We start from the raw sequence: 15126 nt of genomic DNA, 5'->3' as shown, positions 1-15126 counted from the left end.
TAAGGGGGTCTGGTGCAAGTTCATGATGTTGATTTACGCTTACTACGCATCTTTGTTGCGATTGTCGAATGTGGCGGATTGGCGGCGGCAGAATCGCGCCTAAACATTGGCCGCTCCACCATTAGTTCACATTTATCGGACTTAGAAGTACGCCTGGGCATTAAGCTCTGTAAACGCGGGCGCAGCGGTTTCGAACTCACCGAGCCCGGACGCATCACCTATCAGGCCTCTTTGGAGCTGTTACAGCAATGCGAGGCCTTTGCCAGCACGGTCGCGACCTCAAAAAATGAATTATCGGGTCGGGTCAGCCTGGCCATCATAGACACCTTGGTTAGCGACCCGCGCTGCGCCGTTGCGCACGTTATTGCCGAGCTAAAGGAGCGAGGCAACAACGTTCAGTTCGATATCAATGTGTGTGAGGCGCGCGAGGTGGAAACCTCTGTGGTCAATGGTCGGGCGCTGGTAGGCATAGGCGTAAGCCGCCATCATTTAAGAGGCCTAGACTATATCCCACTCCATGATGAAACGAACTACCTGTATTGCGCCGAGGGCCATCCTCTGTTTGACTGTGAAACGTCCGCCGTTACCGACCTCTTGCAAGATGCAGAGGTGATCACCAGTAACTATATGCGCGACAGGGAAAGCCGAAATGACGGTTTAAATTATCAAAACAGTGCCATCGCCTATCATGACGAAGGCATCGCCCATTTGATTTTATCCGGGAAGTTTATCGGCTATCTACCCGAACATTATGCCCAGCATTGGGTGGACAAGGGATTGTTTAAGGCCATCCTGCCCGAGGTGTATCGCTATACCATTCCTGTGGTGTTGATCACCTCAAAAAGTAATTCCGCCTCACCGCTGGCACAGGCGCTGATAGAAGAAATGAAGCGCTGTCACAATGCCATGGCGTAATTAAGCGTATTGCAGATACAAAAAACCCGCCGAGTGGCGGGTTTTTTTTAAGCGTTATGCGGAGATTACCAACCGGTCTTCTCTTTAAGCGCTTTACCGATATCGGCAAGTGAACGTACAGTTTGTACGCCAGCTGCTTCAAGGGCTGCAAACTTCTCGTCAGCAGTACCTTTACCACCGGCAATGATGGCGCCAGCGTGGCCCATACGTTTGCCCGGAGGAGCAGTAACACCAGCGATGTAAGATACTACAGGCTTAGTGACGTTTTCTTTGATGTACGCTGCCGCTTCTTCTTCAGCTGTACCGCCGATCTCACCGATCATTACGATAGCTTCAGTTTGCGGATCTTTTTCGAACATCTCTAGTACGTCGATGAAGTTAGTACCAGGAATTGGGTCACCACCGATACCTACACAAGTAGACTGACCGAAGCCAGCGTCAGTAGTTTGCTTAACCGCTTCGTAAGTAAGCGTACCAGAACGAGATACGATACCTACTTTACCAGGCTTGTGGATGTGACCAGGCATGATACCGATCTTAGTTTCACCCGGAGTGATAACACCTGGGCAGTTAGGACCGATCATGCGAACGCCAGTTTGATCAAGCTTAACTTTAACGTCAACCATGTCTAGCGTTGGGATACCTTCAGTGATACAAACGATTAGCTCGATGCCAGCATCGATAGCTTCAAGGATTGCATCTTTACAGAAAGGAGCTGGTACGTAGATAACTGATGCAGTTGCGCCAGTCGCTTCTACCGCTTCACGTACTGTGTTGAATACAGGAAGACCAAGGTGAGTTTGACCGCCTTTACCAGGTGATACACCACCTACCATTTGCGTTCCGTACTCGATTGCTTGCTCAGAGTGGAAAGTACCCTGACCACCAGTGAAACCTTGGCAGATTACCTTAGTGTCTTTATTAATTAGTACAGACATTATTTGCCCTCCGCAGCAGCAACAACTTTTTCAGCAGCGTCTGTTAGAGATTCTGCAGCAATGATGTCTAGACCTGAGTTAGCAAGAACGTCACGACCTAGTTCAGCATTAGTACCTTCAAGACGTACAACTACAGGAACGTTTACGCCAACTTCTTTAACAGCACCGATGATGCCTTCTGCGATCATGTCACAACGTACGATACCGCCGAAGATGTTAACTAGAACAGCTTTAACGTTGTCGTCAGATAGGATGATCTTGAATGCTTCAGCTACACGCTCTTTAGTCGCGCCGCCACCAACGTCTAGGAAGTTAGCTGGCTTGCCGCCGTGTAGGTTTACGATGTCCATAGTGCCCATCGCTAGGCCAGCACCGTTAACCATACAACCTACGTTACCGTCTAGAGCAACATAGTTAAGCTCCCACTGAGCCGCGTGAGCTTCACGCTCGTCTTCTTGCGAAGGATCGTGCATAGCGCGGATCTTAGGCTGACGGTAAAGCGCGTTACCATCTACACCGATTTTGCCGTCTAGACAGTGAAGGTTACCTTCGTCGGTGATTACCAGTGGGTTGATTTCAAGTAGAGCGAAATCGTGGTCGATGAACATGTTGCCAAGACCTAGGAAGATCTTAACGAACTGCTTCATTTGTGTAGGGTTAAGACCCAATTTGAAGCCTAGTTCACGGCCTTGGTAAGCTTGAGGACCTACTAGAGGATCGATCTCAGCTTTGTGAATAAGTTCAGGCGTTTCTTCTGCAACTTGTTCAATTTCAACACCGCCTTCAGTTGACGCCATGAAAACAACTTTGCGTGAAGCGCGGTCGACAACAGCACCAAGGTAGAGTTCGTTAGCAATGTCTGTGCAGCTTTCAACAAGGATCTTAGCAACTGGCTGACCGTTTTCGTCAGTTTGGTAAGTTACTAGGTTTTTACCTAACCAGTTTTGAGCGAAATCTTTGATCTCTTGTTTGCTGTCAGCAAGTTTTACACCGCCCGCTTTACCGCGGCCACCGGCGTGAACCTGACATTTAACAACCCATTTGTCACCACCGATTTTATCAGCGGCTTCAGCAGCTTCTTGAGGCGTGTCACATGCGTAGCCTTCAGAAACTGGTAAACCATATTCGGCAAAAAGTTGTTTTGCCTGATACTCATGCAAATTCATGATGCTTTATCCAATTTTTTGTACTAAAAGAGCTGAATAAATATGCAATTTATTCAACCATCCCAAATTGCGCACCTAGTATAGTTCTCATGGCAATGCTTGAAAACCCTAGTACGACTAAAGGTGGCAAAAAAAAGCTGCGGCAAGAGCCGCAGCTTAATTTTTATGCAAATATGACGCTTATACGTCTAGTAGAAGACGCGTAGGATCTTCTAACATCTCTTTGATGGTTACCAAGAAGCCTACCGACTCTTTACCATCGATTTGACGGTGGTCATACGATAGTGCTAGGTACATCATAGGTAGGATTTCTACCTTACCGTTAACCGCCATTGGACGGTCTTGGATCTTGTGCATGCCTAGAATTGAAGACTGCGGTAAGTTGATGATTGGTGTTGAAAGTAGTGAACCAAATACACCACCGTTAGTGATGGTGAAGTTACCACCCGTCATATCTTCAACAGTTAGCTTACCGTCACGGCCTTTGATCGCCAGGTCTTTGATGCCCTTTTCGATCTCAGCAAGTGATAGCTTGTCACAGTCACGAAGAACTGGCGTCACCAGACCACGCGGAGTCGATACCGCGATGCTGATGTCGAAGTAGTTGTGATAAACAATATCATCACCGTCAATTGACGCATTTACTTCTGGGAAGCGCTTAAGCGCTTCAACTACCGCTTTCACGTAGAAAGACATGAAACCAAGACGCGTACCGTGACGCTTTTCGAATACCTCTTGGTATTGCTTACGAAGATCCATAATAGGCTTCATGTTTACTTCGTTGAAGGTCGTCAACATGGCCGTTGAGTTCTTCGCTTCAAGTAGACGGTTAGCAATGGTCTTACGCAGACGTGTCATAGGAACGCGTTTTTGTGTACGGTTGCCAACAGGCGCAGGAGTCGCAGCTGCAGCAGTTTCTTGCTTAGCAGGCGCGCTCTTAATGAAGGCATCAACGTCTTCTTTGGTTACACGACCGTTCTTACCAGAACCCTTGATTTTTGAAGCATCAAGACCTTTCTCGGCAATTAAACGACGTACAGAAGGAGTTAGCGCGTCAGCAGCACTGTCATCGCTTGATGCGTCGGCTGCAGGTGCCGCCGCAGGCGCAGCGCCAGCAGAAGCACCGGCTTTCATCTTACCGATCACTTGCTCGGCCAGTACCGTCTCGCCTTCGCCATGGATGTGCTCACCCATCACGCCGTCTTCAGGTGCTACCACCTCAAGAACAACCTTGTCAGTTTCGATATCAACCAGGTTTTGGTCGCGGCTTACCGCTTCGCCTGGTTGTACGTGCCATGTAGCGATTGTTGCATCAGCAACAGATTCTGGAAGTACAGGAACTTTAATATCCACTTCTTTACCTTCTTGTGCGCCAGCAGCGGCTGGAGCGGCTTTGTCTTCAGATGGAGCTGGCTCAGAACCAGCGTCAGCGGCATCAGCTTCACCGATAATGGCAATTACCTGCTCGGCAAGCACTGTTGCGCCTTCTTGTTCTTTAATTTCAGTGATCACACCGTCGGCAGGTGCAACTACTTCTAAAACAACCTTGTCGGTTTCGATGTCAACCAGGTTTTGATCGCGACTAACTTTGTCGCCAACACTCACGTGCCATGTTGCGACTGACGCGTCTGCAACTGACTCAGGAAGAACAGGAACCTTGATTTCTGTGGTCATCTCTTATCCCTTATTTTTTAATGGTAAGCGCGTCAGCGACTAACGCTTGTTGTTCTTTAGTATGGACGGCCATATAACCACATGCAGGAGCTGCAGAGGCTTTACGACCTGCGTATGTCAGGTTTGCACCCTGTGGAATTGAATTCCAGAAATGGTGTTGCGAGCAGTACCAAGCACCTTGGTTCTGCGGCTCTTCCTGACACCATACAAAATCTTTCACATGGCTGTAACGCTCAACAATATTCGCCATTTCCTGATGCGGGAATGGGTAAAGTTGTTCAACACGCACGATGGCAACATTATCGAGCTCTTGCTTGCGACGCTCTTGCAGTAGTTCGTAGTAAACCTTACCGCTACAGAACACCACGCGCTCAACTTTCTTCGCATCGAGATCATCGATCTCATCGATCATATTGTGGAATACGCCTTCAGAAAGCTCTTCCAGTGACGAAACCGCCAGCGGGTGACGTAGCAACGATTTTGGCGTCATTACGATCAGCGGACGACGAAGCGGACGTACCGCCTGACGACGAAGCATGGCGTAAACCTGCGCCGGAGTCGAAGGTACACACACCTGCATATTGTGATCCGCACACAGCTGAAGGAAACGCTCAAGACGCGCCGAGCTGTGCTCCGGGCCCTGACCTTCGTAGCCATGTGGTAGCAAACAGGTTAGGCCACACAGACGGCCCCACTTTTGCTCACCCGAGCTTAGGAATTGGTCGAATACAACCTGGGCGCCGTTAGCGAAGTCACCAAACTGTGCTTCCCACATAACCAGTGAGGTTGGCTCTGCCGTGGCATAACCGTATTCAAATGCCAGTACCGCTTCTTCAGAAAGCACCGAGTCGTACACCTCGAAGGCGCCTTGGTTTTCGCTGATATGCTGCAGTGGCAAGTAGGTTGAGGCGTCGGTCTGGTTGTGTACAACCGCGTGACGGTGGAAGAAGGTACCACGACCCGAGTCCTGACCCGTAAGGCGGATGTCCGTGCCCTCTTCTACCATGGTTGCATAGGCAAGCGTTTCCGCCATACCCCAGTCCAGCTTTTTGTCACCGGCAGCCATGGCCTTACGATCGTCGTAAATTTTCTTAACGCGCGATTGTGCCTTATGGTTTTCTGGGTATGAAGCGACCTTGTTACCAAGCTCTTTAAGCTTCTCAACCGGCACGCTGGCATCGTATTGCGTATCCCAATCGTGACCAACGAACTTAGACCACTCAGATGAGTGCTTAGTCTCTGGCTCAATTTCTTCAACCACACAGTGACCATCATCCAAACCGGCACGATAGCTATCGATCAGGTTTTTGATCTCTTGTTCGGTGAACAGGCCTTCAGAAATCAACTGCTGTGCATAGATTTCACGAGGTACCGCGTGCTTTTTGATTTTTTGATACATCAACGGCTGCGTTGCATTTGGCTCGTCGGCTTCGTTGTGACCGTGACGTCGGTAACACACCAAGTCGATAACCACATCGCGCTTAAACTGGTTACGGAAATCAAGGGCGATTTGCGTTACAAAGGCAACCGCTTCCGGGTCGTCTGAGTTAACGTGGAAAATCGGCGCCTGAACCATCTTCGCGATGTCGGTACAGTAGTCTGTTGAACGGGTATCTTCGGCGTTAGAGGTAGTGAAACCAACCTGGTTATTAACCACGATACGTACGCTACCACCTACCTTAAAGGCGTTGGTTTGCGACATATTGAAAGTTTCTTGTACCACACCTTGACCGGCGATAGCCGAGTCACCGTGAATGGTAATTGGCAGTGCTTTTGAACCGCTTTCACAACCTAGACGGTCTAGACGAGCGCGCACCGAACCCATCACAACCGGGTTAACGATTTCAAGGTGCGACGGGTTAAATGCAAGTGCCATATGAACACTGCCGCCAGCGGTTGCGAAATCTGAAGAATAACCCATGTGATATTTCACATCACCCGAGCCTAGCGTGTCATTGTGCTTACCGGCGAATTCGTCGAACAAGGCAGACGGGTTCTTACCCAGTACGTTTACAAGCACGTTTAGACGACCACGGTGGGCCATACCGATAACCGCTTCTTGCTGACCGCTTTCACCGGCACGGTGAATCAGCTCTTTCAGCATAGGTACTAGGGCGTCACCACCTTCAAGAGAGAAACGCTTGGCGCCTGGGAATTTAGCACCCAGGTACTTTTCTAGACCATCGGCAGCAATCAGACCTTTAAGGATACGCTTTTTGGTGGCGCTATCGAATTGCGGGCGAGCCTGCACCGATTCAAGACGTTGTTGTAACCAACGCTTCTCTTCGGTCGATGTGATGTGCATGTATTCAGCACCAATAGAACCGCAGTAAGTAGTCTTAAGTGCTTGATATAGATCACCCAGTTTCATCATCTCACCGCCGGCGGCGAATGAACCTACATAAAACTCGGTATCGAAATCTTCTTTGGAAAGGCCGTGGAATTCTAAGTCTAAATCGCGTACGCGTTCACGCTGCCATAGACCCAAGGGGTCAAGGTTCGCATTTTGATGACCACGGAAACGAAAAGCATTGATAAGTTGCAGAACTTTAATCTGTTTCGGGTCGCCCTGACCCCCTTCTGCAATAACTACTTCTCGGTGTTTATTTTTTGCCAGTTCGGCGAATTCGGCTCTAACTTGTGAATGCTTGGTTTCTACATCCACGCCTTCCACTTTTGGAAGTTGTTCGAACACTACACGCCATTCTTCTGGCACTGAAGTCACATCATCAAGATATGCTTCATAAAGCTCCTCAACATAAGCAACGTTGCCGCCGTATAGATGAGAAGACTCTAGCCATGCCTTCATCACACCATCGTGCATTTATAAGCCCTTTTATCTAGCGCAGATTTACATTGTCTAGCCTACTCAGTAATTGAGTAAGTGATCGAAGAATGGCCAGACAGATGTCTAGCCATTCTTTGCGTTATTATGCCCTTAAACAGAACGATTAAGAAGCATTGATTTGATTTGACCAATCGCTTTAGTCGGATTCAAGCCTTTCGGGCACACGTTGACACAGTTCATGATGTTGTGACAACGGAATACGCTAAATGCGTCGTCCAAATCGGCCAAGCGTTCTTCGGTTGCTGTATCACGGCTATCCGCCAAGAAGCGATAAGCGTGTAACAAGCCAGCTGGGCCAATAAATTTGTCTGGGTTCCACCAGAAACTCGGACAAGAAGTAGAACAACACGCACACAAGATACACTCGTATAGGCCGTCAAGCTTGTCACGCTCTTCAATTGATTGAAGGCGCTCGCCTGCTGCCGGCGTGTCATTGATTAGGTACGGCTTCACTTTCTCGTATTGGGTATAGAACTGAGTCATATCAATTACGAGGTCGCGCACTACCGGTAGACCTGGAAGTGGACGAATAACTACCTTACCTTTGCCGTTTTTCTGCAACGCAGAAATAGGCGTGATACAGGCAAGGCCGTTTTTGCCGTTCATGTTAACACCGTCAGAACCACATACACCTTCGCGGCAAGAACGACGGAATGCCAGGCTTGGATCTTGTTCTTTTAACAGAATCAAGGCATCAAGCACCATCATATCGCGGCCTTCTTCCACCTCTAGGGTGTAGTCCTGCATGCGCGGTGCGTTATCCACATCTGGATTGTAACGATAAACAGATAATTCTAAAGTTGCCATCGTCATCTCTCCTAGTAAGTACGAGCTTTAGGTGGGAACGCTTCACGTAGCTTAGGCGCGTAGTTAACGTCACGTTTTGACATCTGCTCTGTCTCAGGGTTGTAGATACTGTGACATAGCCAGTTGTCATCATCACGCTCTGGGAAGTCGAAGCGTGAGTGTGCACCACGGCTCTCGGTACGGAAGTTTGCAGCAACCGCTGTCGAGTAAGCAGTTTCCATCAGGTTATCTAGTTCTAGACATTCAATACGTTGAGTATTGAAGTCGCTTGATTTGTCATCAAGACGGGCGAACTGAAGACGCTCACGGATTTCTTTAAGCTCTTTAAGACCAGTCGCCATAGCATCACCTTCGCGGAATACCGAGAAGTTAAGCTGCATGCACTGTTGTAGGTCTTTCTTAATTTGCACTGGGTCTTCACCTTGACCAGGTTTAGACGTTTCCCAACGATTGAAGCGCGCAAGGGCACCGTCAATGTTGTCAGTTGAAGCTTCACGCTGCGCTTGGTAGTCGTTCAGGTAAGTACCTAGGAAGTTACCCGCGGCACGGCCGAATACTACAAGGTCAAGCAGTGAGTTACCACCTAGACGGTTAGCACCGTGTACAGATACACAGGCAATTTCACCTACCGCGAATAGACCTTCAATCAGCTTGTCGTTGCCTTGTGCATCAACGCTCAATACCTGACCATTTACGTTGGTCGGTACACCACCCATCATATAGTGACAGGTTGGGATTACTGGAATTGGCTCTTTTGCTGGGTCAACGTGAGCGAATGTTTTCGCCAGGTCACATACGCCAGGAAGACGTAGGTTAAGCGTTTCTTCACCCAGGTGGTCTAGCTTAAGCTTGATGTGTGGACCCCATGGACCTTCACAACCACGACCTTCACGGATCTCTGTCATCATTGAACGAGCAACAACGTCACGAGAAGCAAGGTCTTTAGCGTTTGGTGCATAACGCTCCATGAAACGCTCGCCATCTTTATTTAAAAGATAACCACCTTCACCACGACAGCCTTCAGTCACGAGTACACCGGCACCGGCGATACCGGTTGGGTGGAACTGCCACATTTCCATGTCCTGCATTGCCACACCGGCACGTGTTGCCATACCAACACCGTCACCTGTGTTGATGTGCGCATTTGTGGTTGAGGCGAAGATACGACCTGCACCACCTGTTGCAAGAACAACCGCTTTAGACTTGAAGTAAACAACTTCACCGGTCTCGATGTCGATTGCTGTACAACCAACAACGGCACCGTCGTCGTTCTTAACTAGATCAAGTGCATACCATTCAGAATAAACGTTGGTTTTGTTTTTAACGTTCTGCTGGTATAGGCAGTGAAGAAGCGCGTGACCTGTACGGTCTGCGGCAGCCGCTGTACGAGCAGCCTGCTCACCACCAAAATTTTTCGACTGACCGCCGAAAGGACGCTGATAAACACGGCCATTTTCAAAACGTGAAAATGGAAGACCCATGTTTTCTAGCTCGGTGATCGCTTCCGGGCCAGTTTTACACATGTATTCGATAGCGTCTTGGTCACCGATGTAATCAGAACCTTTAACGGTATCGTACATGTGCCATTCCCAGTTATCCTCGTGCGAGTTACCTAGCGCTACGGTAATACCGCCCTGCGCCGATACAGTGTGAGAACGAGTTGGGAAAACTTTAGAAATAAGAGCACAAGACTTGCCCGATTCGGTGATAGCTAGTGCTGCACGCATACCCGCGCCGCCGGCACCAATTACTACCGCATCAAATTCGCGAACTGAATATTTCACTTAAACACCCCATAGAACGAATAGGCCGATTACTACGTAAGTAAGCGCCATAAGGTTTAGTACGAAGCCAAGAAACGCGCGTAGCTGAGCGTTCTTTACGTAGTCAGTTAGTACCTGCCAAAGGCCGATACGTGCATGAACCATGATGCAAGTCAGTGCCACAAGTGTGAACACTTTCATTGCTAGGTTGCCAAAAAGGCCTGACCATGCTTCATAGGTTAGTGCTGGAGTGCAAAGCAGATAACCAATAATAAATAGTGCGTATGCGCTGATTACTAGCGCCGTTGCACGAAGAGATACGAAATCCTGAACGCCATTGCGCTTAAGAGATGCTTGATTTAAGACCATAGCCAAACTCCCGCTAGAACAGCAACAATTACCCACAACACGAAACCAGCTTTTGCAGTCGCGTTAGCTGAGTCTAATTCTTTCCACGGACCCAAATCTTGGATTAAGTGGCGTACACCTGCGATGAAGTGATACGAAAGAACGGTGAGGGTACCCCAGGCGATAAATTTGGCAACAAACCCGGTTAACAGGCTTTTGACAAATTCAAATCCTTCCGGAGAAGATAAAGACTCAGCCCATGCCCAAATCACAAAGGTCAAGGCAAAGAACATTGCTACACCGGTGACGCGGTGAAGAATTGAAGCTTTGGCCGTTGCTGGCATAGAGATGGTCGTTAGATCGAGATTTACAGGTCTTTGCTTTTTCACAGTTACTTGCCCATCTTGCTCACATTGAAAAAATAGAGCCATCTACATTGTTTTTATAACCATTTATGCATTGCTGCATAAATGCGCTCACAGAAATAAACCGCAGACATGCGAAAGATTCACTTTAGGTGTTCGACTTTAAAGCGAATTTCCACTGATTTGTCCTAATCGGTTTACTCAAAGACGTTACGGTATTGAACCTCAGACAGTATATAAGTCTGTAGAGGATATTACAATTCTTGTTTAGTCTCGCAGGTTTGCGAATTAGCCATTGGTATAATATTTAATCTGCGAGGAATATTTATTATACGAATATGCATTAAAATTGACTTTCTACCCCTCTTGTACGTTAGAATGATCGCAATTTGCTTAACATTAGTATCATGCATAACAGCAACAGCTTGTTATTCTTATTAGGAGATAAATAGATGGCAGATAAGAAAGCCACAGTTCATATTGATGGACACGACCCGATCGAGCTTCCAATTTATGAAGGCACTGCGGGTCAAGACGTTATCGACGTTCGTACCTTGGGCTCTCACGGTTACTTCACTTACGACCCAGGTTTTATGTCGACTGGCTCTTGTGACTCATCTATCACCTACATCGATGGCGCCAAAGGTGTACTACTACACCGCGGCTACCCTATCGACCAGCTAGCACAGCACTCAAACTACACCGAGCTTTGCTACCTACTTCTAAACGGCGAACTGCCAACTGAAGAACAGCTTGAGAAGTTCTCAAACTCAATCACCCTAAGCACCATGGTGCACGAGAAGGTTGCGGCTTTCTTCCAGGGCTTCCGCGTTGATGCGCATCCAATGGCGATGCTATGTGGCGTGGTTGGTGCTATGTCGTCTTTCTACCACCAGGACCTGGACATTGCAGACCCTGCACAGCGTAAGCGCAGCGCAATCCGCCTGGTAGCTAAGTTGCCTACTATCGCGGCAATGGCTTACAAATACACCATCGGTCAGCCTTTCGTTTACCCACGTAACGATTTGAGCTACGCCGAGAACTTCCTACACATGATGTTCTCAGTGCCTTCTGAAGAGTACAAGGTAAGCCCAGTGCTAGCTAAAGCAATGGACCGTATCTTCATGTTGCACGCTGACCACGAACAAAACGCGTCTACGTCGACAGTACGTATCGCTGGTTCTTCAGGCGCTAACCCTTATGCGTGTATCGCTGCGGGTATCGCATCACTGTGGGGTCCAGCACACGGCGGCGCTAACGAAGCCTGCTTGACCATGCTGCAGGAAATCGGTTCAGTTGATCGCATCGACGAATACGTTGCCAAAGCAAAAGACAAGAATGATCCGTTCCGTCTAATGGGCTTTGGTCACCGTGTTTATAAGAACTTCGACCCACGCGCTACGGTAATGCGCGAAACCTGTCACGAAGTGCTTAAAGAGCTGAATATCGAAGATCCTCTACTAGACGTAGCAATGCGTCTAGAGCAAATCGCGCTAGAAGATCCGTACTTCGTAGAGAAGAAACTATACCCGAACGTAGACTTCTACTCAGGTATCATTCTTAAGGCGATTGGTATTCCTACCAGCATGTTCACCGTGATCTTTGCTATGGCGCGTACCGTTGGTTGGATCTCTCACTGGGATGAAATGCTATCTCAGCCTGGTCACAAGTCAGCCGTCCACGACAGCTGTATAAAGGCGCGACCAAGCGTGATTATGTAAGTCAGGATAAGCGCTAAGCGATTAGCCATAATCCAGCATTATATTTGTAATAGGCCAGCTTTATGCTGGCCTTTTTATTTACCATTTAAATGCAATTCTCTACAATGACGGCCATTAATTTCGCGCTAGAAGTGACTTACCGCCCTTATGTTTGATATCGAGGCTATTCGCAGCGACTTCCCTGCCCTTACCCACCACCAACAGCAGGGGATCGTCTATCTCGATTCCGCGGCTACCAGTCAAAAGCCGCAATGTGTCATAGACGCCGTCAGTCATTTTTATGAAAATGGCAACGCAAATGTACACCGTGGCGCGCACAGGCTCAGTAGTGACGCTACAAAAGGCTACGAACTGGCCCGCGCCAAAGTCGCTGAATTCATCAATTGTCATGCCAACGAACTGGTTTGGACCAAGGGTGCGACCGAAGCCATCAACCTTGTGGCCTATGGCCTGACGCATCGTCTGGGTAAAGGTGATGTGATCCTCATTAGCGAACTTGAGCATCACGCCAACATAGTCCCCTGGCAACAATTGGCTAAGCGCAGCGGCGCCACATTACGTGCCATCCCAGTCAACGACCAGGGCATAATAGAGACCAAATCGGCGTTGGCTCTGATCGAAGCGTTAAAGCCTAAGGTATTGGCCATCAGCCAGGCTTCCAACGCCCTTGGCAATATCCAGCCGGTGCACACGCTTATCAAGGCAGCTAAAGCCCATGGTGGCCTGACTCTGGTAGATGGTGCCCAATCCCTGCTGCACTTACGTCCGGACGTAAAAGCCTTAGATTGTGACTTTTTTGTGTTCTCCGCCCATAAATGCCTTGGCCCCACCGGTATTGGCGGCCTCTATGGTCGTTATCCATGTTTGGAAGCGCTTGAGGTGTTTCAAACTGGAGGCGAGATGGTTACCAAGGTCACCATCAATGAGGCGCAATTCAATCCGCCGCCGGGCAAATTTGAAACCGGCACCCCGAATATCGCCGGCGTACTGGGTTTTGGTGCCGCTATCGATTACCTTAACGCCCTTGAGCTCGCGCAATTACGCGCACACGAACTGCAGCTCTTTGCCTATTTGCAGTCCCAAATAGCCCAATTCAGTCAGGTGCGGATATTGGGAGACCTTAACAACAACATAGGCACCATCAGCTTTGTGGTCTCGGGCGAGCACCCCTATGATTTAGCGACACTGATGGATATGGAAGGCATCGCCCTGCGCCACGGCCACCATTGTGCACAACCACTTATGTCGGCGCTCGGTGTAAACGGGACAGTACGAGTGAGCCTGGCGTTTTACAATAATAAGGCCGACGTCGATGCCTTTATTACAGCATTAGCCAATACCTTGGAGATGATAGCCTGATGGTAGCCAGTTTTGACGAATTAAAAACCAAGTTTATTGCCTTAGGCGGTTGGCAGCAGCGTTACCGTGAGTTAATGCTACTGGGTAAAGAACTACCCATGATGGCGAATGAGTTGAAGGTAGACGACGCTAAGGTAGCCGGTTGTGAAAGCAATGTGTGGATGTATATCGATTTTACCCCGCAAGAAGACCAACTGCTGATCATTGCCGACTCGGATACCCGTATCGTTAAGGGCCTGTTGGCGGTGATCTTACTGATGTACCGACACAAGACCCCGGCGCAGGTTGTGGCTATTGACGCCGAGCAAGAATTTGATGAGCTAGGGTTACTTAAGCACCTCAGCCCATCCAGAGGCAATGGCATTCGAGCCATCGTGCAGCAAATTAACGCGTTTGCACAACAGCACCTTTAAAAAGTCTCAGACTATTTTGCCTGGCGTGCGCGTTTATCTAAATATTTGCGCACCGCCTTGGCGGCGGCGAAAAAGCCGAAGGTGCCCGTAACCATGGTGGCCGAGCCAAAACCAGTCGCGCAGTCCATATTCATACTCGAGTCCGCCGCTTGCTTGGCCTTGCACACCTGGCCTTGACCATCGGGATAAACCAATTGCTCGGTTGAGTATATACAATCCACGTCGAATTTACGCTTAGGGTTAGAACTGAAGTTATACTGCTTACGCAAGATATAACGCACCTTGGCAAGCAAGGGGTCATGCGTGGTTTTGGCAACATCGCCAAACTTAATTTCGCTCGGATCTGTCTGCCCACCGGCGCCGCCTGTGGTGATGATAGGCATCTTGTTGCGCTTACAATGAGCGATTAACGCAGCCTTTTCTTTCACCGCGTCAATGGCATCGATCACATAATCAAAGCCCTGAATATGCTCACGGTAATTATCCAAGGTAATAAAATCGTCGATAACACTGACTTCAATGTCTGGGTTGATCAGCTCGCAGCGAGCCTTCATGGCATCTACCTTGGCCTCACCGACACTGTTGCGATGGGCGTGAATCTGCCTGTTAGTATTGGTTACACAGATATCGTCCAAATCTATCAGGGTGAGTTTACCCACCCCGGTACGTGCCAGCGCTTCGGCGACCCAACTGCCTACGCCGCCTATGCCAATGACGCAAAAATGCGCTTCGCTTAACCATTGAGACTGCTGCTGACCATAAAGGCGGCCAATGCCACCAAACCTGAGTTCGTAATCTTGTGTCATGTA

At 48.8% G+C, this 15126-nt stretch carries 12 protein-coding genes and 1 pseudogene; 4 read left to right on the top strand and 9 right to left on the bottom strand.

The window, feature by feature from the left end; all coding sequences use genetic code 11:
- The first annotated feature begins 12 nt into the window (after positions 1 to 12).
- Positions 13 to 915, top strand: coding sequence for a LysR family transcriptional regulator (locus C2M29_RS10395; protein ID WP_105189714.1), 903 nt, complete (start codon positions 13 to 15; stop codon positions 913 to 915).
- A 65-nt stretch (positions 916 to 980) separates the two neighbouring features.
- Here C2M29_RS10395 and sucD read toward each other — a convergent pair whose 3' ends face one another.
- The 8 genes from sucD to sdhC form a co-directional block, all read right to left on the bottom strand.
- Positions 981 to 1853 (bottom strand): succinate--CoA ligase subunit alpha, encoded by an 873-nt coding sequence (gene sucD, locus C2M29_RS10390; RefSeq protein ID WP_105189713.1) that lies wholly within the window; start codon positions 1851 to 1853, stop codon positions 981 to 983.
- Positions 1853 to 3019, bottom strand: coding sequence for an ADP-forming succinate--CoA ligase subunit beta (sucC, locus tag C2M29_RS10385; RefSeq protein WP_105189712.1), 1167 nt, complete (start codon positions 3017 to 3019; stop codon positions 1853 to 1855). Before sucC ends, sucD begins: the two co-directional genes overlap by 1 nt.
- 180 nt (positions 3020 to 3199) lie before the next feature.
- Positions 3200 to 4693: a 2-oxoglutarate dehydrogenase complex dihydrolipoyllysine-residue succinyltransferase gene (odhB, locus tag C2M29_RS10380; RefSeq protein WP_105189711.1), complete on the bottom strand. Its 1494-nt coding sequence runs from the start codon at positions 4691 to 4693 to the stop codon at positions 3200 to 3202.
- Between the two features lie 10 nt (positions 4694 to 4703).
- Complete coding sequence (locus C2M29_RS10375) at positions 4704 to 7517, bottom strand: 2-oxoglutarate dehydrogenase E1 component (protein ID WP_105189710.1); 2814 nt, start codon at positions 7515 to 7517, stop codon at positions 4704 to 4706.
- A gap of 114 nt (positions 7518 to 7631) precedes the next feature.
- A complete protein-coding gene (locus C2M29_RS10370) occupies positions 7632 to 8348 on the bottom strand; it encodes a succinate dehydrogenase iron-sulfur subunit (protein ID WP_105189709.1) in 717 nt (238 codons plus the stop codon).
- Positions 8349 to 8359: 11 nt separating this feature from the next.
- Positions 8360 to 10132, bottom strand: coding sequence for a succinate dehydrogenase flavoprotein subunit (sdhA, locus tag C2M29_RS10365; protein ID WP_105189708.1), 1773 nt, complete (start codon positions 10130 to 10132; stop codon positions 8360 to 8362).
- Complete coding sequence (sdhD, locus tag C2M29_RS10360; protein ID WP_105189707.1) at positions 10133 to 10480, bottom strand: succinate dehydrogenase, hydrophobic membrane anchor protein; 348 nt, start codon at positions 10478 to 10480, stop codon at positions 10133 to 10135.
- A complete protein-coding gene (sdhC, locus tag C2M29_RS10355) occupies positions 10471 to 10848 on the bottom strand; it encodes a succinate dehydrogenase, cytochrome b556 subunit (protein WP_105254189.1) in 378 nt (125 codons plus the stop codon). The genes sdhD and sdhC overlap by 10 nt, the downstream gene beginning before the upstream one ends.
- Positions 10849 to 11276: 428 nt before the next feature.
- Between sdhC and C2M29_RS10350 the strand changes: the two are divergent.
- The 3 genes and pseudogenes from C2M29_RS10350 to C2M29_RS10340 all read left to right on the top strand — a co-directional run bounded on the left by C2M29_RS10350 (position 11277) and on the right by C2M29_RS10340 (position 14317).
- Positions 11277 to 12562 (top strand): annotated as a pseudogene (locus tag C2M29_RS10350) (citrate synthase).
- Between the two features lie 130 nt (positions 12563 to 12692).
- Entirely contained in the window at positions 12693 to 13904 is a 1212-nt protein-coding gene (locus C2M29_RS10345) for an aminotransferase class V-fold PLP-dependent enzyme (RefSeq protein WP_105189705.1), read from the top strand.
- Complete coding sequence (locus C2M29_RS10340; protein WP_105189704.1) at positions 13904 to 14317, top strand: SufE family protein; 414 nt, start codon at positions 13904 to 13906, stop codon at positions 14315 to 14317. The genes C2M29_RS10345 and C2M29_RS10340 overlap by 1 nt, the downstream gene beginning before the upstream one ends.
- Before the next feature lie 11 nt (positions 14318 to 14328).
- On the opposite strand, the gene tcdA is transcribed toward C2M29_RS10340, so the two are convergent.
- Entirely contained in the window at positions 14329 to 15123 is a 795-nt protein-coding gene (gene tcdA, locus C2M29_RS10335; protein ID WP_105189703.1) for a tRNA cyclic N6-threonylcarbamoyladenosine(37) synthase TcdA, read from the bottom strand.
- Positions 15124 to 15126: the final 3 nt, after the last annotated feature.

It is taken from the genome of Pseudoalteromonas sp. T1lg48, assembly GCF_002964785.1.
Taxonomy (GTDB): Bacteria; Pseudomonadota; Gammaproteobacteria; order Enterobacterales; family Alteromonadaceae; genus Pseudoalteromonas.
This window is presented reverse-complemented; position numbering and strand designations above follow the sequence as displayed.